Origin of the sequence: Pedobacter sp. HDW13, from assembly GCF_011303555.1 — a bacterium.
Lineage (GTDB): Bacteria > Bacteroidota > Bacteroidia > Sphingobacteriales > Sphingobacteriaceae > Pedobacter.
This window is the reverse complement of record NZ_CP049868.1, coordinates 1,182,390-1,204,333: the sequence shown is the minus strand read 5'-3', so window position 1 is coordinate 1,204,333 and position 21,944 is coordinate 1,182,390. Positions and strand designations below refer to the sequence as shown.

Annotated in this window: 19 protein-coding genes; 13 read left to right on the top strand and 6 right to left on the bottom strand. The window is 38.6% G+C overall.

The window, feature by feature from the left end; translation table 11 throughout:
- Positions 1–138: 138 nt before the first annotated feature.
- The 5 genes from G7074_RS04945 (at position 139) to G7074_RS04925 (ending at position 7,766) form a co-directional block, all read left to right on the top strand.
- Entirely contained in the window at positions 139–627 is a 489-nt protein-coding gene (locus G7074_RS04945; protein ID WP_166207213.1) for a cytidine deaminase, read from the top strand.
- Positions 628–856: 229 nt separating this feature from the next.
- Positions 857–2,542 carry a PNGase F N-terminal domain-containing protein gene (locus G7074_RS04940; RefSeq protein WP_124557875.1) on the top strand — a complete coding sequence of 562 codons (1,686 nt, stop codon included), beginning with the start codon at positions 857–859 and terminating at the stop codon, positions 2,540–2,542.
- A 253-nt stretch (positions 2,543–2,795) separates the two neighbouring features.
- On the top strand, positions 2,796–5,621 hold the full coding sequence (locus tag G7074_RS04935) for a DNA gyrase/topoisomerase IV subunit A (protein ID WP_124557876.1): 2,826 nt from the start codon (positions 2,796–2,798) through the stop codon (positions 5,619–5,621).
- A gap of 417 nt (positions 5,622–6,038) precedes the next feature.
- Positions 6,039–6,665, top strand: coding sequence for a nicotinamide riboside transporter PnuC (gene pnuC, locus G7074_RS04930; RefSeq protein WP_124557877.1), 627 nt, complete (start codon positions 6,039–6,041; stop codon positions 6,663–6,665).
- A 12-nt stretch (positions 6,666–6,677) separates the two neighbouring features.
- Complete coding sequence (locus G7074_RS04925) at positions 6,678–7,766, top strand: acyl-CoA dehydrogenase (protein WP_124557878.1); 1,089 nt, start codon at positions 6,678–6,680, stop codon at positions 7,764–7,766.
- Here G7074_RS04925 and msrA read toward each other — a convergent pair whose 3' ends face one another.
- The 6 genes from msrA to G7074_RS04895 form a co-directional block, all read right to left on the bottom strand.
- Positions 7,767–8,309 carry a peptide-methionine (S)-S-oxide reductase MsrA gene (gene msrA / locus G7074_RS04920; RefSeq protein ID WP_124557879.1) on the bottom strand — a complete coding sequence of 181 codons (543 nt, stop codon included), beginning with the start codon at positions 8,307–8,309 and terminating at the stop codon, positions 7,767–7,769. It lies immediately after the preceding gene.
- 215 nt (positions 8,310–8,524) lie between these two features.
- Positions 8,525–9,574: a hypothetical protein gene (locus G7074_RS04915; protein ID WP_124557880.1), complete on the bottom strand. Its 1,050-nt coding sequence runs from the start codon at positions 9,572–9,574 to the stop codon at positions 8,525–8,527.
- Between the two features lie 98 nt (positions 9,575–9,672).
- Complete coding sequence (locus G7074_RS04910; protein WP_124557881.1) at positions 9,673–10,554, bottom strand: class I SAM-dependent methyltransferase; 882 nt, start codon at positions 10,552–10,554, stop codon at positions 9,673–9,675.
- A gap of 97 nt (positions 10,555–10,651) precedes the next feature.
- Entirely contained in the window at positions 10,652–10,882 is a 231-nt protein-coding gene (locus G7074_RS04905; protein WP_124557882.1) for a DUF2281 domain-containing protein, read from the bottom strand.
- Positions 10,883–10,901: 19 nt separating this feature from the next.
- Positions 10,902–11,654, bottom strand: coding sequence for an ABC transporter ATP-binding protein (locus tag G7074_RS04900; RefSeq protein ID WP_124557883.1), 753 nt, complete (start codon positions 11,652–11,654; stop codon positions 10,902–10,904).
- Positions 11,654–12,388, bottom strand: coding sequence for an ABC transporter permease (locus G7074_RS04895; protein ID WP_124557884.1), 735 nt, complete (start codon positions 12,386–12,388; stop codon positions 11,654–11,656). The genes G7074_RS04900 and G7074_RS04895 overlap by 1 nt, the downstream gene beginning before the upstream one ends.
- A gap of 147 nt (positions 12,389–12,535) precedes the next feature.
- Here G7074_RS04895 and G7074_RS04890 point away from each other — a divergent pair, with 147 nt between their 5' ends.
- From G7074_RS04890 to G7074_RS04855, 8 genes are all read left to right on the top strand, one after another.
- A complete protein-coding gene (locus G7074_RS04890) occupies positions 12,536–13,225 on the top strand; it encodes an SDR family oxidoreductase (RefSeq protein WP_124557885.1) in 690 nt (229 codons plus the stop codon).
- A 20-nt stretch (positions 13,226–13,245) separates the two neighbouring features.
- Positions 13,246–13,938, top strand: coding sequence for a PspC domain-containing protein (locus G7074_RS04885; RefSeq protein WP_166207210.1), 693 nt, complete (start codon positions 13,246–13,248; stop codon positions 13,936–13,938).
- 5 nt (positions 13,939–13,943) lie between these two features.
- The gene (locus tag G7074_RS04880) at positions 13,944–14,918 is read left to right on the top strand and encodes a LiaI-LiaF-like domain-containing protein (protein WP_166207207.1); all 975 of its coding nucleotides are present in this window, start codon (positions 13,944–13,946) and stop codon (positions 14,916–14,918) included.
- 86 nt (positions 14,919–15,004) lie between these two features.
- Positions 15,005–15,619, top strand: a complete 615-nt coding sequence (locus tag G7074_RS04875) for an RDD family protein (RefSeq protein WP_124557888.1) — start codon at positions 15,005–15,007, stop codon at positions 15,617–15,619.
- 78 nt (positions 15,620–15,697) lie between these two features.
- Complete coding sequence (locus G7074_RS04870; RefSeq protein ID WP_166207204.1) at positions 15,698–17,434, top strand: S41 family peptidase; 1,737 nt, start codon at positions 15,698–15,700, stop codon at positions 17,432–17,434.
- Between the two features lie 53 nt (positions 17,435–17,487).
- Positions 17,488–19,470, top strand: a complete 1,983-nt coding sequence (ispG, locus tag G7074_RS04865; protein WP_124557890.1) for a (E)-4-hydroxy-3-methylbut-2-enyl-diphosphate synthase — start codon at positions 17,488–17,490, stop codon at positions 19,468–19,470.
- Positions 19,471–19,480: 10 nt separating this feature from the next.
- The gene (locus G7074_RS04860; protein WP_124557891.1) at positions 19,481–20,074 is read left to right on the top strand and encodes a hypothetical protein; all 594 of its coding nucleotides are present in this window, start codon (positions 19,481–19,483) and stop codon (positions 20,072–20,074) included.
- Positions 20,075–20,149: 75 nt separating this feature from the next.
- Positions 20,150–21,424, top strand: coding sequence for a mechanosensitive ion channel family protein (locus G7074_RS04855; RefSeq protein WP_124557892.1), 1,275 nt, complete (start codon positions 20,150–20,152; stop codon positions 21,422–21,424).
- Positions 21,425–21,944: the final 520 nt, after the last annotated feature.

Here is a 21,944-nt window from a genome sequence, read left to right as displayed (position 1 = left end):
TTTGGTGTTTGTTAAAAGCCAAAAAGCATGCCGTTTAAATTAATTTTAGCTGGCATTTTACTAATTAATACAAAAAATAACCTAAATTGTTCGCCCGCTATAAAAATTTAACATGGGCGGTGCAATAAACAGTTTAAAATGAATTCAATAAATCTAAATATATCTTTTGAACAATACGCGGGTATTGATGAATTAATAGAAAAAGACCGCACATTATGTCAAAACGCCGAACAGGCTTTGGCAACCTCATATTCACCTTATTCGAAATTTAGGGTGGGTACTGCTATTCGTTTGGCTTCGGGCGAAATAGTTTTAGGCAGCAACCAGGAAAACCTGGCTTATCCATCAGGACTATGCGCCGAACGTGTAGCACTTTTTGCAATTGGTGCCAAATACCCTGATGGGGTTATCGAAAGCATGGCCATTACCGCACAAACCGATCATTTCGAAATTTTAAAGCCGGTTACCTCTTGCGGAGGCTGCTTACAGGTAATGATCGAATTTGAACGCAAACAGCAAAGCCCGATTGATGTGATTTTTTATTGCTTAAACGGCGAGATACTAAAAGTGCCCAGCGTAAAGAGTTTATTGCCTTTTGCTTTTGCGGAAGATAGGTTGGAGCGGTAAGAGAAAGTTTAGATGCACATTTTTTAGAAATTCGGTTTCTAATTGTCAGGCGGTAAACTCAGTCCCCCTTTTGAAGGGGTAGGGGGATGATAATAGAATAGAAATTTTAGATTTTCTAATTTGATTGTTTACAGCTTCATTCCCCTGCCCCCGTCGAAGGGGGGAAATAGGATTTCGTTAAAATCAAACGTTTATCGTACAAACTATTATATTTGGTTTTTTAACCACAATGAAACATTTATACATTCTCGTTTTTTCGGCCTTTATATCTTTTAACCTGCAGGCCCAGGGCGTTCTAAAAAGTAACGCAACTTATAAAATTACTTACTTCCGATCAGGCGATGGCAAACCAAAGGAAGACCGTAACGCTACGGTGGTAATTGCAGATGCCAAACAGAATTTAATCAGCAATGCCAATATTCTAGATAATAAGGCGAAGTATCCTTACGAGCAAAGTCTGGTAACCAAACCCGCGCAAATTTTGTTTCAGATAGCCGATTTAAGCACCGCCAGCCAAATTGTAACTGTTGATAGTGCAACAATTGGTAAACAGGTTTTTGAATACAGTAACGATACCAAAGTGATACTGGGGTATACCTGTAAAAAAGCCACCACAGTGGTAAACTCTAACCGCATCGATTTATGGTACACAACCGATGCCAGCATTAAAGCCGCACCTACCGTTTTAGGCCAAAACCTGGGTTTGGTGTTAGAGCAGGTACGCAATGGCAGCAGTTATGTTACCGCAACTAAAATCGAAACTGTTAAAAATGTAAAACAGATTGATTTAGCCAAAATAAGTACCAACCTAAGCGATGGTTTAACTTATAAAGACCTTTTGTGGAAAAGCAGGTTTACCACTTTAAATGTGTTTAACAACGAAACCATCAACTTTATCGATAAGCCTCTATCAACCGATTCGGTTTTCCGTTTTGCCGGTGGAACCGTTATTGCACGAAAGGTTAAATTTCCGGCTTATACTGGTAGCCCAAATGTTTTTGTTGATTTAACAGAACAATCAAATGGCGATGCCTACGACAGAACGGGTTCAGTGTTTGTAATTCCAACCGATAAAACAATTAGTTTGATGGATGCCCTGAAAAATTCGGTAAAAGAACTGCCGGTTTATGATAACGGAAACGGGAAAAAATACCAGGGCGTAGTGGCTACGGCCAATTATAATCCGGTAATTGAATTGATGCGCTTTTTTACGCCTTTTGGTGTGGGCAAGTACAATACTTTAAAACTAAAAGATAAAAACTGGGCCGAAAAGGTGTATTACAGACAGGATATTTCAGAGCTATTTCCTTTGGTAAATGGAAAAGAAGCCTGGGTTGCTGTTTTTATCGGCAATTACGATAAAGGCGGACACAAAGTTTCGATGAACATTACGCTGCATAATGGCGGTCGTGGAGAAGGCAAAAAAGAAGTAATTATGCCACTATTCAATTCTACCAATGTAATGGAAATGGCCGGACAAGAATACGCCACCATGTTTAGCAGCGAAAAAGGGCTTGAAGTTTCTTTCACGCTTGATAAAGATGTAAAAGATGCCAAATTGCGTTACATTACCACAGGCCATGGTGGCTGGGGAAATGGCGATGAGTTTGTGCCCCGCAAAAACACAATATGGTTGGATAATAAAGAAACATTTGCTTTTACCCCATGGCGACAGGATTGTGGTTCTTACCGCTTATCTAACCCCGCTTCAGGTAATTTCGAAACAGGGCTTTCATCATCAGATTTAAGCCGGTCTAACTGGTGCCCGGGTACAGTTACCAATCCCAACTGGATTAGCCTTGGCGATTTAAAAGCCGGTCAGCACACCATTAAAATTACTATCCCTATGGGTAAGCCTGAGGGATCGAGCTCAAGCGCCTGGAATGTTTCAGGGGTATTGCTGGGTACGGAATAACCGACTACGCTGTCATCCTGAACGCAGTGAAGGATCTTTTTATGTGGTTCATATTGTTAACCATATAAGGCATTTTAGGAAATGTAAGTGCAAATGGCCTTATAAATTTTATATGGCTAATAGGACCGATAAGTATAAATTCGACGGGTGCGACGCCAGCTGACGGAATAGCCATAGCCCTAAATGTGAATAACCAATATTTAACCGTATTATCCTTTTTATTATATTTACAGCTGCCAATTTTTGTATATAAATGAGTGAAGAACTAGACCCAAACATCAACGAAGAACACAAACATACCATAACGCCAATTAACGGTTTATACGAAAACTGGTTTCTAGATTATGCGTCTTATGTAATTCTCGACAGGGCGGTTCCACACATTAACGATGGATTAAAACCCGTTCAACGTCGCATCATGCACTCCTTAAAGGAGATGGATGATGGCCGCTTTAACAAGGCTGCCAACGTAATTGGTAACACCATGAAATACCACCCGCATGGCGATGCCTCTATCGGCGATGCTATGGTGCAAATTGGGCAAAAAGATTTGTTGATTGATATGCAGGGTAACTGGGGAGATCCGGTTACAGGTGATAGTGCTGCGGCACCACGTTATATTGAGGCACGTTTATCTAAATTTGCCAACGATGTGGTGTTCAATCCCGATACTACCGAATGGCAGTTAAGTTATGATGGCCGTAACAACGAGCCCATTACCTTGCCGGTTAAATTTCCTTTATTACTTGCTCAAGGTGCCGAAGGTATTGCCGTAGGTTTAGCTACCAAAGTAATGCCGCACAATTTTATTGAGCTGTTAGATGCATCAATAGAAGCATTGAAAGGTGTTCGCCCCAATATCATGCCCGATTTTTTTACGGGCGGTATGGCCGATTTTTCGAACTATAACGAAGGTCAGCGGGGTGGTAAAATACGCGTAAGAGCAAAAATTACCGAAAAGGATAAAAAGACCTTAGTGATTAGTGAGGTGCCTTTCAGTACTACCACAGGTTCAGTTATTGATAGTATTTTATCGGCCAACGATAAGGGTAAGATCAAAATCAAAAAAATTGAAGACAATACTGCGGCCAATGTAGAAATTGTGGTGCATCTGGCACCTGGTATTTCTCCGGATGTAACGATTGATGCCTTGTACGCTTTTACAGCCTGCGAGGTTTCTATTTCGCCCAATACCTGTATTATTCAGGGAGATAAGCCACACTTTTTAAGTGTGAACGATATCCTGATCGAAAATACAAAACATACAAAAAGCCTGCTTAAAAAGGAGCTTGAAATACGTTTACACGAGCTGCAGGAGAAAATTTTCTTCAGTTCCCTGTTAAAAATATTTATTCAGGAAGGGATGTATAAAAATCCTGAATACGAAAATTCAACTAATTTTGAAAAGGTAGTAGAGGTTTTACATATTTTATTCGATCCTTTTAAACCTTCGCTTTACCGCGAAATCCTGCCCGAAGATTTTAAGAAACTAATCGATAAGCCGATGAGTAGCATCACCCGTTTTGATGTGAAAAAGGCTGATGAGCAAATGAAAAATCTGGAAGATGAGATTAAAGTGGTTAAAAACCATTTAAAACACCTTACCGATTATGCCATTGCCTGGTATCAAAAATTAAAAGACAAGTACGGAAAAGGAAGAGAACGCAAAACTGAAATCCGTTTGTTCGATCGGGTTGAGGCTTCGAAAGTTGCATTAGCCAATGTAAAATTATATGTAAACCGTGTTGATGGCTTTGTTGGCTCTGGTTTACGTAAAGATGAGTTCGTAGCAGACTGCTCAGATATTGATGAAATTATCGTTTTCCGCGAGGATGGTAAATGCACCATTACTAAAGTGGCCGATAAAACCTTTGTAGGTAAGGGGATTATACACGTACAGGTATTCAAGAAAAACGATGAACGTACCGTTTATAACATGGTTTATAAAGACGGTGCCAGTGGAACATCGTACATTAAGCGTTTTTCGGTTGTGGGGGTAACCCGCGATAAAGAATACGATTTAACCAAAGGATCAAAAGGTTCGAAGGTGTTGTACTTTACCGCTAACCCTAACGGTGAAGCCGAAATTATAAATGTTGCCTTAAAGCCACATTCAAAATTACGTAAACTACAGTTCGATCTGGATTTTGCTGAAGTAGCCATTAAAGGCCGTGGTTCGCAAGGTAATATTGTATCGAAATATCCGGTTAAAAAGATCATTTTAAAAAGTAAAGGTGTTTCTACCTTATCCGGACTTAAAATTTGGTACGATGATTTGTTAAAACGCCTGAATGTTGATGGACGTGGTAAATATCTGGGCGAGTTTGATGGTGACGACCGTATTTTACAGGTGCACAAAGATGGTTACTACGAGTTGAGTTCGTTCGATTTAACGAACCACTTTGACGATAATCTGTTGTTGATTCAGAAGTTTGATGCCGAAAGAGTTTTTGCTGCAGTTCACTTTGAAGGTAAAGCACAGAATTATTTCATCAAGCGTTTTGCATTCGAGTTACAGGCCAATGGTAAGAAAACGATTTTTATCAGCGAAGAGCAGAAATCGAGATTATTACACCTAACTGCCAACCCTGTCGCCAAAATTATAGTCGATGTATTGAAAGGTAAAACGCAGGTTCCGGAAACCCTGGATCTTGTATTGGCCGAACTGATTGACGTTAAAGGATTAAAGGCAAACGGTAATCGTTTATCGCCACATGATGTACAAAAAGTTGTTTTAGAAGAACCTGAGATTGAAGAAGAGGAAGTAGCAGAAATACCTGCCGAAGAGGATAATAACAATGAGGAAGGTGAGGAAGAAGCTGCTGAAGAAACGAACGAAATTGCAGAAGCAGCAGAAAAAACTGCCGATGAGCCTGTTATAGAAAAGGTAAAACCAAAGTTCGAACGCACAGAAGCTCCTGCACCTAAAACAGAAAAACCTGCGCCGGCTCCACCCCAAAAGGAAAGCGCTAAAGCAGAAGAGAAAACTGAAGATAAACCTGTTAAAAAGGTAGACTTCGAAATTACCAACCCTGATGACATCGATATTGATGACAAAGGGCAAATTGGTTTGTTTTAACCACATTTAAACTTTAATTACCGGAGGCATACACTCCAGTAGATCGTTATTCTCAATCAAGTTGGGAATGATGATCTACTTATCGTTAACCAAAACAAATAGCCTCAACGTCACAAAATCGAATAAAAAACAAAACCTTCTGTTTTTAAACCTATATTTGTCCTGCTCAAAGGGGTGCTTATTGGTTCAGAAATTCTTTTCAACCAGTTTGCTGAGATTACACCCGTTGGTTTAGAAATTCCAAACATCAATATCAAAATGTACAGACGTTTGATTATTGTTAAAATGTTTATTGGAATTTTAAAACCATGTACCTGATGCGGATAATACCGACGTAGGAAGGAGGTTAACTTTTACCATACTGTTTCGCCCCGAAAACAGTTTTCAATTATTTTTAGCATTAGCAAAATATTGTAAATGAATTTTCAGGATTGGTTTAAGCTTTTTCAGGAGCAGATTGCACATACTTCCTTTATCGAGTGGCTGGCTGTAGGTTTTGGTGTGACCGAAGTTTTACTGGCCAAAAAGAACAGCATTTGGCTTTATCCTACGGGTATTATTTCCATTCTTTTGTCTATGTTTCTGCTCTTAAATGTAAAACTATATGCAGAAACCCTGCTTAGCATCTATTATCTGGTAATGAGTGTATATGGTTGGATCATCTGGAAGAAAAGGAAACAAGATGCCGAAAATCAGGTGTCGTGGTCAAACAACAATGAATTAAGCATTGCGGTATCGATCTCGGTAATTGGTTTTGTAGTATTGTATCTGGTATTGCGGCATTTTACCGATTCGGATGTACCTCTTTTCGATGCCTTTGTTTCGGCTACGGCCTGGGCGGGCATGTGGTTGCTGGCTAAACGTAAAATAGAAAACTGGATTTTTCTAAATATTTCAAACATTGTAGCTATTCCCTTATTATTCCATAAAAAGCTGCCTTTAATGGCTTGTTTAACTACGTTTTTATTTACTGTGGCTATTTTCGGCTTTTTAGACTGGAAGAAGATCATTAATAAAAGCAGACTTAAATTGGCGCAATCTTAAGCTGTCAGCATTATGGAAGATACCTTAACCTTTACCTGGCAGGAAAAAGTTGCCGAATATGCTGCCCTTTCAGAAGAAATGGGCAAACTGCATCCCGCAATACTGGAGCTGGCTTACCAGGAAAACTGGTTCAAACTTTTTGTGCCCGAAGTTTATGGCGGCGCGAATAAAAAGCTCCCCGAAATTCTGCGTTTAGAAGAACAGTTGGCCGAAGCCGATGGCAGTTTAGGCTGGACGGTTACCTTATGCGCCGGAGCAGGATGGTTTGCTGGTTTTTTAAATCCGGAGCTGGCAGCCGATATTTTTGCCGACCGGGAAGTTTGTTTCGCAGGAAGTGGGGCAGTAGGAGGCAAAGCTGTGAAAACGGAAAAGGGCTATCTTATAAACGGTCAATGGAACTATGCCAGTGGTGCATTACACGCTACCATATTTACAGCCAACTGTACCCTTAAAAACGAAAATGGGGAGGATATTTTGGATGAAAACGGCGAGTCTGTAATCAAATCATTTATCCTAAAAAAAGCAGAAGTATATATTTTACCAGGATGGTCTTATTTCGGTCTCATGGCAACCGGTAGCCATGCTTTTGAGGTAAAAAACCTCGAAGTGCCAGAGAACAGGACCTTTATAATCAATAAAGATATCCTGGTAGCGGATTCAGGCTTTGACTACCCGTTTTTGCAGCTTGCAGAAACCACGCTAACGGTAAACAGTTTGGGGATGACTAACCATTTTATTCAACTGGCAGAACAATCATTCCATTCACGCTCCAGCCTGCGGAGATTTAGCGAAGCACAAATGCAGTTCTTTACTGCCGAGTTAGACCGGTGCAAACATGAGGTGCAGACACTAAGAACGCAATTCTATGCCGCATTTGATGAATCGTGGACTGAGTTAATGAACAATGGTCAAATTACCAATGCTAAACTAAATAAGGTCAGTTCAATCAGTCGTAAATTGGTTCATACCTGTTGGCGTACTGCAAGTGTTTTGTTTCCGTATTGTGGTTTAGAGGCGGCAAAAAAGGGATCGGAGATTAATCGGGTATGGAGGGATATACACACCGCCAGCCAACACGGGTTGCTTACTTTTGAGGTTTAATTATTCGAGGAGCTCAGGTTTGATTTTGTTCCTGAAATCTATTGCAAACTTATTTAACTTGGGTTGTATTACAAAAGAGCAGTAAGGTTTTCCCTGGTTATCATTAAAATAATTCTGGTGATAATCTTCGGCCTCATAAAATTCAGTTGTTGGTATAACTTCGGTAATAATCGGTTTTTCGAAAACATTTTGCTGCGTTAAGGCTGATATGATTTGATCAATTTTTGTTTTTTGATCATCATTTTCGTAAAATATTACCGAACGATATTGCGAGCCTACATCATTGCCTTGCCTGTTTCGTGTAGTTGGGTTGTGGGTTTTAAAAAAAATAAATAAAAGCTCGTTGAAAGAAATGATGTTTTCATCAAAAATGAGCTGAACTACCTCTGCATGCCCGGTATCGCCATTGCAGATTTCCATGTATGTTGGATGCTTTAGATCTCCCCCCATATAGCCAGATGTAACCTTGGTTACTCCGCTCAGGGCCTGAAATACGGCTTCGGTGCACCAAAAGCAGCCTCCGCCAAATGTTGCTGTTTGCATATCCTACCTGTTGTAAAATCTAGTCGACTAATTAATTGAATCAAAAAAACGATATTTTTTGATATTAATTATAGTCGCTCGCCGAATATTCCTAAAAGTTTTAACCCTGTGTAGTTATGTGATACTAAATAGGGTTAATATGAATTGCAAATAATGGATAAAAACCTGTTTAAGCAAAAAGCCCGTAAAATTACGGGCCTTTTGTGTTAATTTATTTATTGATATTGAATATAAATCGGTTTTGGTGTAAGTTTTAATAACTCTTCAGGAGTCATTAGCCTGTTAGGTGCTTTTTTTAAGTCGTTTTTGTAAAATAGTTTAAAACCTGTAAACTGCACTGGCTCGCTTTGGATAAAGTGCCTGTATGTTCCTTTTTTTAATTCAGGCTCACCCCATCCGTCCATGTGCATTACAATCTGAACTTCCGGGCGCAACTTGATGTTTTGCGAGTTAGTTACCATTTTCTTTGTAAAACGGTGAACGGTAAATACTTTTGGAGGCAAGTTGTATTTTTTTACAATATCAGCAAGGTAGCCCGATACATAGTTAATGTCTGCAGCATCATAAGTTCCAATTTTTTTGCCCGGTAATGAACCATCTTTCATCGAAAACTCAGGGTCGATACCTAAATGCACGTAAGGGAGCTCAAGGTATTTTTCGATGTGTGGTAATTCAGCTTTAATGTTACTCAATGCAACCTGTAAATCTAAGAACACGATGGTATTTGGTTGCATTTTGGCGATTTTTAAAACAGAATCGATCTGTTTATTACCCATTCTGTTGATGTATTTACCATCTTTACCTGGCGTACCGCTTGCCACGGCTGCAATGTAATGTAAGCCTGGCTGTACAGGAGTAGATGGGTCCGCCTTTTCCCAGTGTTTAACTTCGGCATTTAGGCGTTGCCACATTTCTTTTGGAGCATACTCGCCCAAAGCACCCATTTTTTTGGAGTGAAGGTTCCCGTAATAAACCACAATACGTTTAAAAGGTAAAATAGCACCAGCTAAAGGATAGGGTTGTTTTTTTACCGGCCACCTCCCTGTGGTATCGCCATTGGCAAGTTTTTTGGCTAAAGAGTCATATAATTTAGGATCAACAGGTTTTATTACGTTCTCTGTAGAATCGGTTTTTTTCTTCGTCGAATCAGAAGAAAATATTTTGCCGATACTGCTGCTGGTTTTACCATCTGAATTACAGTTGGCAAACAAGCTGATTGCGGCGAAACCAAGTATTAGTGTGCCTGCTAATTGAGGAAATTTCATAGATTATTAAGGTAATTAAAGTTTAGACAGTTTTCCGATTCTGTTTTGGAATGAAAGTAGGGTGGAAATCTGGTAGTTTAAAATAAAGTAATTAACATTTACACATTACAGAATTTACCAAAAACACCCAGTGGCAATTTAATTCCCGATGTAGCCTGTAAATATAATTCGCCTGTTTCGAGGTTTTTAACCGCAGGGAAAGAAGTACGGATCAGGTTTTCGACAATTACCGAAGAGAAACCCAAAGAGTAGGTATTCAGGATCAGGAAGTGTTCTTTTTCATCTAGAAGCTGTACTACATCCTGCATCATTTCCTGTATATGGTCTTCCAGTTTCCATTTTTCGCCGTTAGGGCCATGGCCATATGCAGGTGGATCGAGGATAATACCGTTATATTTTTTGCCTCTTTTGAGCTCTTTTTTCACAAACTTCAAGGCATCTTCTACCATCCATCGGGTATCTTTTAAACCTGATAGCTCCTGGTTTTCATTGGCCCAGGTTACAACCTGTTTAATCGAATCTACGTGTGTAGTTTCTGCACCGGCAGCATTGGCAATTAACGAAGCTGCACCTGTATAGGCGAAAAGGTTTAATACTTTAGGTTGCGGCGTTTTAAACTTTTTGATCGATGAAGAAATAAAATCCCAGTTTACAGCTTGCTCCGGAAATACACCAACATGCTTAAAAGAAGTTAAGCCTAAACGAAGTTTAATGGCCGCTTCGTTGTTTTTGTATTCTACATGCCAGCGATCAGGAATAGAAAGGTTTTTCTTTACCCACTCTCCAGAAGTAGCCGAACGGCCTTTAAAAGTAATGTTAGCGGTTTTACGCCATTCTTGCTCTGATAAGGTTTTTTTCCATACGGCCTGTGGTTCAGGACGGATTAAAATAACATTGCCAAAACGTTCTAATTTTTCAAAATCCCCACAATCAATCAGTTCGTAATCTTTCCAGTGGGTGGGGGCAAGTAATTGTATCATTTAATTTATAGTATGCCGTCATTGCGAGGTACGAAGCAATCTTAATGCGATTGATTTGTGATTAGATTGCTTCGTGCCTCGCAATGACGATTTGGTTTTAAGAGAAATCTAATGGTTCGTTAAAATCTTTAGGGATGATAAATAGACCTTTTGCGGCACCATACAAGCTTTTTGGTTCTTCAACTAATTTTACTTCATTGCTTCCCGATTTGGGAAAGCTTTTGGCATGCTTGGCTTTTAAAAAATCAATAAAATCTTCTACCTCGTATACCATGCTATCTGGTAGGGTTTCCAATTTATGAATGGTATTTTTTGTTGCCGCGGTCATACCCAAATATACAAATTTTTTAAAACTTATCTTTTGCAGCTTTCATAAAGCGGCTGGCGAACACAAAGTCATTCAGCTCTTTAATGTCGGTATGGGCAATTTCTTTGTTGCTGCCTTCCCAGAATTTTTTCCCTTCATGCAGGAATAAAATATAATCGCCAATTCCCATTACCGAGTTCATATCATGCGTTACTACAATAGTGGTTGTTTTGTATTCTTCTGTTAATTCCTGAATCAGTTCATCAATAACAATCGAGGTTTTCGGATCCAAACCAGAGTTGGGCTCATCGCAAAACAGATATTTTGGGTTCATGGAAATGGCACGGGCAATACCCACACGTTTTTTCATTCCACCAGATAATTCTGCCGGAAACAATTTGTTTTTACCTGCAAGGTTAACCCTTTCGAGGCAAAAATTTACACGCTCTAATTTCTCTTTACGGCTTTGATCGGTAAACATATTCAATGGGAACATAATGTTATCCTCCACAGTCATACTATCAAAAAGAGCCGATCCCTGAAACAACATACCTATTTCTTTACGTACCTCAATACGTTGTTCGTAGGTCATTGGTGTAAAATCACGGCCATCGTACAGTACCGAGCCCGAATCTGGTTGGTGCAAGCCCACCATACATTTAAGCAAAGTAGTTTTACCAGAACCAGAACCACCGATAATCAGGTTGGTTACGCCTTCTTCAAACTTGCCGGAAATGCCTTGTAGTACATCGTTTCCGGAAAATGATTTATAAATATCTTTAATTTCGATCATTACAATAACAATTGGGTCACGATATAATCGCAAGCTAAAATAGAAATACAGCTGATAACAACGGCTCTTGTACTGGCCTGCGACACCTCTAATGCACCACCACGAACGTAAAAACCTTCGTAAGCAGGTACCGAAGTAATAATAAAGCCAAAAACAAATGCTTTAACCAGTGCTACGGTGATGGTATATGGGTTAAAATCAGTAGTAATACCCTGAATGTACTCTGCAGGAGTTACCGCACCTGAAATAGAACCACCAATATATCCACCGGTAATGCTTAAAAACATCGAAATAATAACCAGCATTGGCACCATGGTAATTCCCGAAATAATTTTAGGAAGTATTAAATAACCCGGTGCATTGATACCCATAATTTCAAGGGCATCTATCTGTTCAGTTACACGCATTGAGCCAATTTCGGATGAAATGGCCGAACCAATTTTACCAGCCAAAACAATTGCACTAATGGTTGGACTTAACTCCAGTATACTCGAATCGCGGTTTACCGAACCAATGATGGTTTTAGGTATGAAATCGCTAACCAGCTGGAAAGCAATCTGTAAAGTCATAACTGCACCGATAAAAGTAGAGATAATGGCAATAAGCCCCAGTGAACCCACGCCAACATAATCCATTTGTTTGACGATCTCTTTAAGGTATATTTTCAGCTTTTCCGGCTTTCTGAATACAGACTTGAGTAGCAGGATGTATCTGCCGAAATTGGTAAAATTCATTCCGTAGGTGTTGCTTAATTTAAATGATCATTATATAGTACTACAAAGAAACGATAAAAAAGTTGTCGCTCTTTGCTAATTGCAAAAATATTCGTGCTTTTGAATATAAATATGGTTTTTTGTTAACAAAAATTAAACCACAAAAACATGAAAGCTTTAATAACCGGTGCAACTAAAGGAATTGGTAGGGCAATTGCCATTAAATTATGGGAAAATGGTTTCGATTTGGTACTCGGCGCCCGGAATGTGAAGGAACTCGAAATCCTGCGTGATGATTTGTTGACTGCCGGGAGAACGATAGCTGTTTACCCGGTCGACTTTTCGGTTAAGGCAAGTGTATATCAGTTTTTAAACCAGGCTGATGCCGAAGCAGGTTTTATTGATGTGCTGGTAAACAATGTGGGTACTTTTTTACCCGGTAGTATGCTCGATGAGGATGACGAAACCTTTGAAAAGCAGCAAAATCTGAACGTAAATGCAGGCTACTACACCAGTAAATTTTTAGGTAAAAAGATGCGTGCGGCAGGCCGTGGCCATATATTTAACATCTGTTCAGTAGCCAGTAAAGCCCCGGTAAAAAATGGTGGCAGTTATAGTGTAACAAAAGCAGCGATGTTAAGTCTTAATCATGTATTGCGGCAAGAGTTAGCCCCTCACAACGTTAAAGTTACTGCGTTTTTGCCTGGTTCAACAAAAACTTCTTCCTGGGAAGGGACAACCATTCCGGATGAAAAATTTGTACAACCCGAAGATATTGCAGAAACATTATTTACCATTTTAAACTTAAGTAAAGGGGTAAACGTAGATGAGGTTTTAATTACCCCGCTCGATTTTTAAACACAAAAATGAACAGCGTTATGGAAAAGAAGCTTTTTAGAAACGAACACGATAAGATGATTGCCGGTGTAGCTTCGGGACTTGCAGATTACATGCAGGTGGAGGTTACCATAATCAGATTATTGTTTGCACTATCGGCCATATTTATGGCTGGAGGCGGCTTAATTGCCTATATAATTATGTGGATTATTGTTCCGGTAAATCCAGATCCGGCTGCAAGGTTCTCGAAATTTAACGATTATTTTAATAAACAAAATCCAGGTGCACCATTTGGCACAGGCGATTCTTTTACCGGTCCTGTTGGCTCGGGAAATACCAACTGGACACAGCCTGTTGGCGATACACAAAAAACACCATTTGAAACTCAGGCCAATTTTAGTGGTTTTAACAAATCAAACGATACTGGCCGCACCATTGGCGGATTGCTTTTATTGGTAATTGGTTGTTTTTTTCTGATGCGCGAACTTGATTTTATACCTTATTGGTTTAGTTTTCGCAACCTGTTCAAATTTATGTGGCCATTGGTGTTTATTGGTTTAGGTATTGCTGTAATTGCTAAATCAAAAAGAAAAAACGATTGGGCAGCTTTTCAAACCCAACAGGAAGCAGAACAACAGAAAAAAACAGATTTCTCTGAAACTATTGTAGAATCAGCTCCCGAAACACCAACCAGCAACGACGATAATTCAACATCACCTAACCCTCAAGCATAAATAAAATGAAATTAGATAGATTAATTTGGGGTATTTTACTGCTTTTTATTGGCGGTGTACTTCTACTCGAAAACTTTGGTATTATTGATTTTTACTGGCGTAATATCTGGAGCTTCTGGCCAATATTTCTCATCATTGCAGGTGTAAATATTTTATTCAACAAAAATAACTCTCAAACCGGAAGCATTATTTCGATTGCAGTTTTAGTGGTGGCTTTATCTTTTCTGTTTTACAGGGGCCAGCAGGTTCCTGACAGGAGTAACTGGTGGGGACATCATTTTAAAAAAGATGTAGATATTAATTTGGATGATAACGATAGGGATGATGACAACAACAATGATACTGCTTTTAACCAATTAAAACTTACAGAGCCTTTTGTTGAAGCCGACAACGCAAAAAAAACGATTTTAAATATTTCGGGTGGCGGAATTTCTTTTAACCTGGATGGCGAAACGGCTGAACTGATCAATGCCGATATCACCAAAAAACATGGCAATTTTTCACTTAAGAAATTACTAACCGATAGTGCTACGGTGCTTACCTTTAAAATGGACGACAAAAAAGGTAAATGGAATTTTGGAGACGGCAGTAACGATGTAAACTTTAAATTAAACAAAGCTGCCAATTGGGATGTGATAATGAAACTAGGTGCAGGCGAAGCTAATTTCGATTTTAAAGATTATAAAGTGCGTACTTTCCGTTTTGATGGTGGTGCTGCAGCCCTTGATATAACTTTTGGCGATTTGTTACCTATTACAGATGTGGTGGTAAAATCAGGCGTTGCCGATGTGAAAATTAAGGTTCCTACTAACTCTGGTTGTAGAATTAAAACAAAAACAGGTTTATCGGCCAAAGATTTTGATGGATTTTTAAAACTGAGCGATGGAGTATACGAAACTGCTAACTATAAAACCTCTACCAAAAAAATCTTCATCAATTTAGATGGTGGATTGAGTAACTTTGAGGTGAGCAGATATTAGGGGATGGAAGATGTGGGATGGAAAATGGAAGGAAATTCCTAGCCATTAATCTTACAGTCCTAACATCCAAACAAACCTGAAAACCAATGAATCCCAATAAAGAGTACACAGTTGTAATTAATGGTAAGCCACAAGGGCCATATAGTTTAACCGATCTTAAAGATTTAGATATAAAACCGAATACGTTTATCCGTAAACCAGGGATGGATGATTATAAAGAAGCTCATGCAATCCCCGAATTGCGTGAGCTTTTGGGTTTCAGTTATCAAAAAACTGCCCCACAGTATTTTGCCGCATTCGATCAGCGCTTACTGGCTTCAGTAATCGATCATTTCATTATTTTTGGGTTCTATACCATTATTATTTTAACCAGCTATATCTTTATTGAAGGTAAAGACCAGCGCATTATGACTTTTTTAGTTCCTTTCCCAATTATATTTGTGGTTAAGCTAATTTATGGCAGCATTGCCGAAGCAACTAAAAGTCAGGCTACAATAGGTAAAAAGCTGCTGAATATTAAGGTGGCCGGTATGGATGGGAGCCGTGTTTCTTTTGGTATTTCCATAGTCCGTAATTTTTCTAAAATCTTATCGGTAATCCCTGTGTTTTTTGGTTATCTCTACAGCTTTTTGAATAAGAAAAACCAGTGCTGGCACGATATTACTGCCAATACTTTGGTGATAAAAGACAGATTGATATAGCATTTGTTAACGATTGTTAAAGGTGGGGAGATCAATGAGCTATTTTATATCTTCGATATGTAAATTAATCTCAATGGAATGAAAAAACTATTAATGCTCTTATTGCTTTTTACCACCATAAAGGCAACTGCCCAGTTAGAAAACCCAGTAGATAAAGATAAAAAAGCCAAACTCGATAAAACGTTTATAGAAGGGTCGAAAATTAAACTAAACAATTTAACCTCTGCGCAAACGAGAAGCCTAATAACATTGGGTAAATTATGGGGTTTCTTAAAATACTATCATCCCTCTGTAGCCAAAGGAGATTACAATTGGGACTTTGAGCTGTTTCGGCTTATTCCCAAAGTACTTGATGCCAAAACGAATAACGATAGAAACGAAGTATTTTCAAATTGGATTAGTAGTTTAGGTGTCTTTAAAACCATTGAAACAAAAACTGTGGTGGGAAATGTAAAATACAACCCTAATTTCGATTGGTTCAATAAATCAGGATTTAGTAAAAAACTGCTTAACCAGTTAAATTTGATTAAAAAAGCTGATAGAACAACGGAAAGCTATTATGTGAAGATGTATAATACAGAGACACCTGTTGCTATTTTTAAAAACGAAGATGCTTATGCCAGTTTTAAATATCCTGATGATGGTTATCGTTTACTAGCATTATTCAGGTTCTGGAGCATTTATGAGTATTTTTCGCCTTACAAAAATGTTATTGATAAACCCTGGATAAATGTATTGGAGGAATATGTCCCCAAATTTTTATTGGCCAAAGATGAACTAGACTACAAACTTACAGCGGCAGCATTTATTGCCGAAACCAAAGATTCACATTCAGATATTTCCCCTTACGATCGTGCTTTTATCGAGTTTTATGGCAAGTTTAAACCAAATATGGAAATTGTTTTTATTGATAATTTACCAGTTGTTAAGTACAGTAACGATGAAATTGTTGGAATAAATACCCTTAAAAAAGGTGATGTTATCCAAAGTATCAATCAGGTTTCGGTTACGCAGCTGATTAAAGAAAAACTGCCCTATTTTACTGCCTCTAATCTGCCAACCCAGTATAGAAAGCTAGCGTCACAGTTTTTAAGAACAAATGATACCTTAATGCGGGTTACTTATAGTCGCAATGGTAAAATTGAAAACACCACTTTAAAATGTTTTCCATACAACAGAATGAATTATCGCGCACCCATGCCAGCAGATAGTGGTTTTAAAATGATTAATAATATTGCTTACTTTAACGTAGGACGGATTAAAACGAAGCTTAAATCGGTAATACCCCAGGCTTTGAAGGCTAAAGCCATTATTATTGATATGCGTACCTATCCGAACCCTACAAGTTTTGCGTGGGATATCGGTAAGTACCTTTTCCAAAAGCCTATGGATGTAGCTAAATATACGCAGGGAAGCGTTGAAACGCCTGGATTATTCACCTACATGTCTGATGAATATATGGCAAATGTAAAAATCGGGGAAAATAAAGATGCCCCTTATCCGGGAAAAGTAATCGTTTTGGTTAACGAAGAAACCCAAAGCCTTGCTGAATTATCGGCAATGGCGCTAAGTGCCAGACCAAATACTATAATTGTAGGTAGTCAAACAGCTGGCGCCGACGGTACTGTAGGTATGCCTGTAACGTTTCCGGGAGGGATAAGTACTGGTTTTACACAAATTGGCGTATATTATCCGAACGGAAAAGAAACGCAAAGAATTGGCATAGTTCCTGATTTTAAAGTTAAACTTACAGTAAACGGAATTAAAGAAGGTAGAGATGAAATTCTGGAAAAAGCGATTTCTTTAGTGCCATAAATCTAAACTTTCCAACATTAAAACCTACCTACAATACTTATCTTTGCACCGAGATGGAAAAAATATTGGCAAAACACGATTTGGCAGGAGGATATTGCAACAGTTTAACAACCTATTCGAGGTATTTAACCCGTGAAGTAAATATCGGCGATATCGCTTTGGGCGGACATAACCCGATCCGTATCCAATCGATGACCACAACCGATACGATGGATACACTGGGGACTGTTGAACAAACTATCCGCATGGTAGAGTCAGGCTGTGAGTACGTTCGTATAACTGCGCCAAGCATAAAAGAGGCCGAAAATCTGGCTAATATTAAAAAAGAACTGCGTTTTAGAGGTTATAATGTGCCCCTGATTGCCGATATCCATTTTACACCAAATGCTGCCGAAATGGCCGCAAGAATTGTGGAAAAAGTGCGTGTTAATCCGGGAAATTACGCCGATAAAAAGAAATTCGAAAATATAGAATACACGCAGGATGCATATAATGCCGAGCTGAGCCGGATTTATAAAAAGTTTATCCCGCTGGTTAAAATCTGTAAAGAATACGGTACTGCTATGCGTATCGGTACCAACCATGGTTCTCTTTCCGACCGTATTATGAGCCATTACGGCGATACACCACGGGGGATGGTTGAATCGGCAATGGAGTTTATCCGCATGTGCGAAGACCAGAATTACTACAACCTGGTCATTTCGATGAAAGCGAGTAATACCCAGGTAATGGTTCAGGCTTATCGTTTACTGGTCGACACTATGGCTAAAGAAGGCATGAATTATCCGTTGCACCTTGGTGTAACAGAGGCAGGAGATGGAGAAGATGGCCGCATTAAATCAGCTGTCGGTATCGGAACTTTGTTAGAAGACGGTTTGGGCGATACTATTCGCGTTTCGTTAACAGAAGATCCGGAATTTGAGGCACCAGTAGCAAAAGCTTTGGCTGATAGGTATAGTTTGAGGAGTCAGAAGGCCGAAGTTGCAAGTCTTGAGTCTATTGGCACATCTTCCATCATACATAATACACCATCCATCAAAACTTATTCCCCTTATGAATACAACCGCCGCATTACCACACCAGTACAGCATATTGGCGGGCATCACCATCCGGTAGTGATGATTGATGTTTCGAAAGAAAATTTAAAAGATCCTTATTTCCTAAGCGCTGTAGGTTACAATTACAGTGCAGGTTTAGATAAATACAATTTAGCCGATCAGGCTTGCGATTTAGCTTATTTGGGCGATAACCTGCCCTCGTTTTCTTTCCCTGGCAACTTAAAGCAGATTTACAATTACCAAACCTGGCTTAAGCTGAAAGATCAGAACAATTGTCACCCTTTGTTTACGCTGGAAGAATTTAGTAAAGCTGATCATAAAGATGAATTTTTAAATTTTGTTGAGGTTGATGCCAACCAGTTAACCAGTTTAACAGTTAGCCACTTAACCCATGTAGTACTGATACTTAATACTTCAGCTGTACACGGTATGGCCGAACAAAGAGCATTTTTTGTAGCCCTGCAAGAGCAGAACATTCAAATTCCGGTTATTATCAAGCGCACTTACCAAAATTTGGATGCAGATAATTTAATGCTTTATGCAGCAACCGACTTGGGTGCCTTACTTACCGATGGTTTCGGTGACGGGGTTTGGATTGATGCTGAAAAACAGAGCCTGGCACTAATCAATTCAACCAGTTTTGGTATTTTACAGGCTACCCGTACCCGTATTAGTAAAACTGAATATATTTCCTGCCCAAGTTGCGGTCGTACACTTTTTGATTTGCAGGAAACTACGCAACTCATCCGTTCGCGTACCGATCATTTGAAAGGTATTAAAATTGGCATCATGGGCTGTATAGTAAACGGACCCGGCGAAATGGCCGATGCCGATTACGGCTATGTAGGTACCGGTCCGGATAAAATTACCCTTTATCGTGGTAAAGAAGTAGTAAAGAAAAACGTAACCACAGCCTACGCTTTGGATGAGCTGATCGATATCATCAAAGATGATGGGAACTGGGTGGAGAAGGTTTAATAAGAATTAAATGTTTGAAGACGCTAAAAGTAAGTTTTATCTTCCTCCTGAAGTTGATCTGAAGAAGAAAGTTATGCAGATTTACGATGATAAGATTCTTATCACCGATCGTCCTGATTTTAGCTATGATCACGTATGGAAACCTTTTGTAATTGCAGGCGTAGGTTTCCTCAGTTTATTTTTAAACGATTTAATGATTTATATCCAGATTGCCCTTAGTTTAATTATCTTTTTAGAAAGTATTAAAGAGCCTGATAATAGATTAACAAAAATTGAATTTAAGTTTCTATTATTTCAACGCTTGATTGCAATAGGAGTACTTTCTTTATTTGGTTTTAATTTCTTTATGGGATATGTTTTATTAACTGAAGCATGTTTTCATTTGCGACTAAAATTTCTGAAGCGGGAGGAGCCCGACGAGTTCACAAGGGTGAATATTTACGCTATAACTTTTAATGAAGGTAACATCTTCAGGGATCCGTTAATAACCATTTCATATTTTGATGATCGTCATTTATTAAAATCAGCCAGTTATACCTTTGCAAATGAGGCTGAATTAAATTCGGGGAAAATTAAACTGGCAGATACGAAAGTAATTTTATAATTGAGTGTACCAGTCAGTCGATGGCATACTGAGCTAATATTTACTTTTCTAATCAATAAATACTAAATTGCTGTGATGAATATTCCCGAGTTTCAATCCTTGTTTAACGAACTTCGAAATTGGCTTACCTGCAGAGGCCTTTCTGGCAACGAGTTGGTGTACTCATATTTTTTCATTGGCATTATTGGGGTTGTCCTTTTTTTATTCGTAACCATTTTCTTAACCAGGCAAATTTTTATAGGCGTGGTTAAAAGCGCTAAAACTAAACCCGATTGGCAGAAAGCCTTGTTTGAGTTTAGGGTATTCAGGGCCTTTGCCTTAATTTTTGGTGCTTATATCATTTACAATGCCGTTCCTTATGTATTTGTTTATTTTAAAAACTGGCTTTTTTATGCGCTGATTTTTGCTAAAATCTATATGGTTTTGGCGGTTATGTTTGCTGTAAATGCTTTTCTCAATGCTTTGGTTTCCATCATGGAAGCATCGAAAAAGTATGCTGATAAACCCATTCGAAGCTATAAGCAGGTTGCTAAAATTGTTTTTTACATTGTGGGCTTTGTACTCATTCTATCTATTCTGCTGAATGAGTCGCCACTATATATATTTGGTGGTTTTGGTGCTGTAACGGCTGTTTTTATTCTCGTTTTCCGCGATCCGATTTTAGGTTTTGTGGCCTCAGTACAAATGAGCGCTATCGATCTGGTCCGGGTAGGCGATTGGATTACCGTTGAAAAATATGGTGCTGATGGCGAGGTAACCGAAATTAATTTAACCACCATTAAGGTACGCAACTGGGACAAAACGGTAACCATTGTACCGAGTTATGCCATTGTTAGCGAATCGTTTAAGAACTGGAGGGCCATGGAAGAAAGCGAAGGAAGAAGAATTAAGCGACATATTAACATTAAAATTTCGAGTATTAAGTTCTGCGATGAAGAACTAATTGGGCGTTTGCAAAGCATCGATTTCTTGAAAGATTATTTAAAGGAAACCCAGCAACATATTGCAACCTTTAATGCTGAACATACTGTAAACCCTAATAACCTGGTAAATGGTCGTCACATGACCAATATTGGTACTTTTAGGGTTTATGCAGAGAAATACCTTCAAAGCAATCCCTATATTAATACAGATTTAACTTTTATGGTACGCCAGCTGCAGGCTACCGAAAACGGTTTACCAATCGAAATTTATGTGTTTTCGAAAGAAAAAGGACTGAAGAAATTTGAAGAGGTAGCAGCCGATATTTTCGATCATTTACTTGCTGCAGTGCCTTATTTTGATCTAGAAATTTTCCAAAGCCCAAGTGGTAGCGATATGCGCAATTTTGTTAGGAGAGGGGATGATTAGTATTTGCGTTAAAACTAATTAGTAATTTCTGAAGAAGTAATTTCGTAAGAAAATTAATGAAATAATAATTAAAAAGACTAAAATTCCCTGGAGGGTTGTGTTTTGTGCTAATCTTTTATTGAAATAAAATATAGTAGCAATCAAAAGACCTAGGATTGTTGTAATTAGTCCAAGAAAATAATCCTTAATTATCGGTGATTTGCAGATGATCGTCTCATTAGGTTTTTTTAAGCCATAGTATTGGATAAATCCCGTTATTTTTGATTTAAAAATTAATAATGAATCTTTAGGATTGGTTACATTGAAGAGCTCGGCTGGAATCTTATAGTTCTTATTAGGTGTCTGAGCAATGAAATTATATCCTTTTCCGCTGTTTAAACGATCAGCCCAAAAATCGCTAATAAATTCGACGTTTGATTTTACCGGCGAAAAATTACTATCCAGAAAAGCAACCAAACATAAAAATAAAGTTACGCCAATTATGGTCTGCTTTAATGTGGCTTTATTAAAATCCGAAAGG